General features: G+C 57.4%; 1 protein-coding gene. It reads left to right on the plus strand.

Annotation, left to right across the window (positions count from 1 at the left end; all coding sequences use genetic code 11):
- The coding region (locus P4L78_RS10690) for a glycosyl hydrolase 2 galactose-binding domain-containing protein (protein WP_309328054.1) at window positions 1-1285 on the plus strand (1285 nt) is incomplete at both ends.

Consider the following 1285-nt stretch of genomic DNA (forward strand, 5'->3'; position numbering starts at 1 on the left):
ATGGCAGGCAAAGACCGGCACGGCGGCCAAGACATATATCCGCAAAGCTGCCTATGAGTATGGATGGGACTGGGGTCCGCAGTTTGTGACCAGCGGCATCTGGCGGGCGGTTCGCCTGGAGGCATGGAATAAGGTGCGCATTGCCGACTTCGCTATCCGCCAGCGCGATGTGAGCGGGGAAGTAGCGCATGTGGATGCGCAGGTCGAGGTAGAGGCATCAAGCGCTGGTCCGGCGCGCATTACTGTGAGTTACCACCAGGCCGGTGCTCCTGTTGCAGGCATGCCCGTGTTTGTGACGACGGCGGCCAATCTTCACGCCGGACGCAACATTGTCGATCTGCCGATTGAAATTCGGAACCCGAAGCTGTGGTATCCGGCGGGCTACGGAGAGCAACCGCTATATGAATTTACGGCGCAACTTGGCATCAGCGGACAGTGGGCCGAACCGCGTACGGCCAAGGCAGGCCTTCGCTCTATCGTTCTTGACCGTCATCCGGATCAGTGGGGACGCTCGTTTCAACTGGTCGTCAATGGGATTCCTGTGTTTGCCAAAGGTGCGGACGTGATTCCGTTCGACAGTTTTCCCAATCGCGTAACCACCGCTGATTACCGCCGCATTCTGGAGTCGGCGCGCGACGCCAACATGAACATGATTCGGCACTGGGGCGGAGGGTACTACGAGACGGATGAGTTCTACCAAATATGCGACGAGTTGGGCATCATGGTCTGGCAGGATTTTCAGTTCGGCAACGATTGGCAGCCGGGGACGTATGCGTTCAAGCTGAACATTGAGGCCGAGGCCGACGATCAGGTTCGCCGGCTGCGCAATCATCCGAGCATCGTCGTCTGGTGCGGCAACAACGAGACGGAAGAAGCCCTGAACTGGGGCGCAAGAACGAAGCTTGCTCCCGACGTGAAGTTTCAGATGTGGCAAGACTATCTGACAGAATTCAGCGGCATCCTGACGCGCGTGGTGGCGCGGCTGGCTCCAGAAACTCCTTACTGGCCTAGCTCTCCAAGTGCGGATTACGAGGCCGTCTCACCAACGTATCAGACTGGAGACGACCATATCTGGGATGTATGGCATGGGCGTGTGCCGTTTTCGACCTATGAGACTCATCATGCCCGCTTCGTGACCGAGTACGGATTTCAATCGTTTCCAGAGATGAAGACGATTGAAGCCTTCACGCAGCCAGAGGACCGGACGGGCATCTTTACGCCCGTGATGCTGGCGCACCAGAAGAACAATGAAGGCAACTCGATCATTCACGACTATCTGCTCAAG

Source organism: Silvimonas sp. (genome assembly GCF_031291215.1).
Classification (GTDB): Bacteria; Pseudomonadota; Gammaproteobacteria; order Burkholderiales; family Chitinibacteraceae; genus Silvimonas; species Silvimonas soli.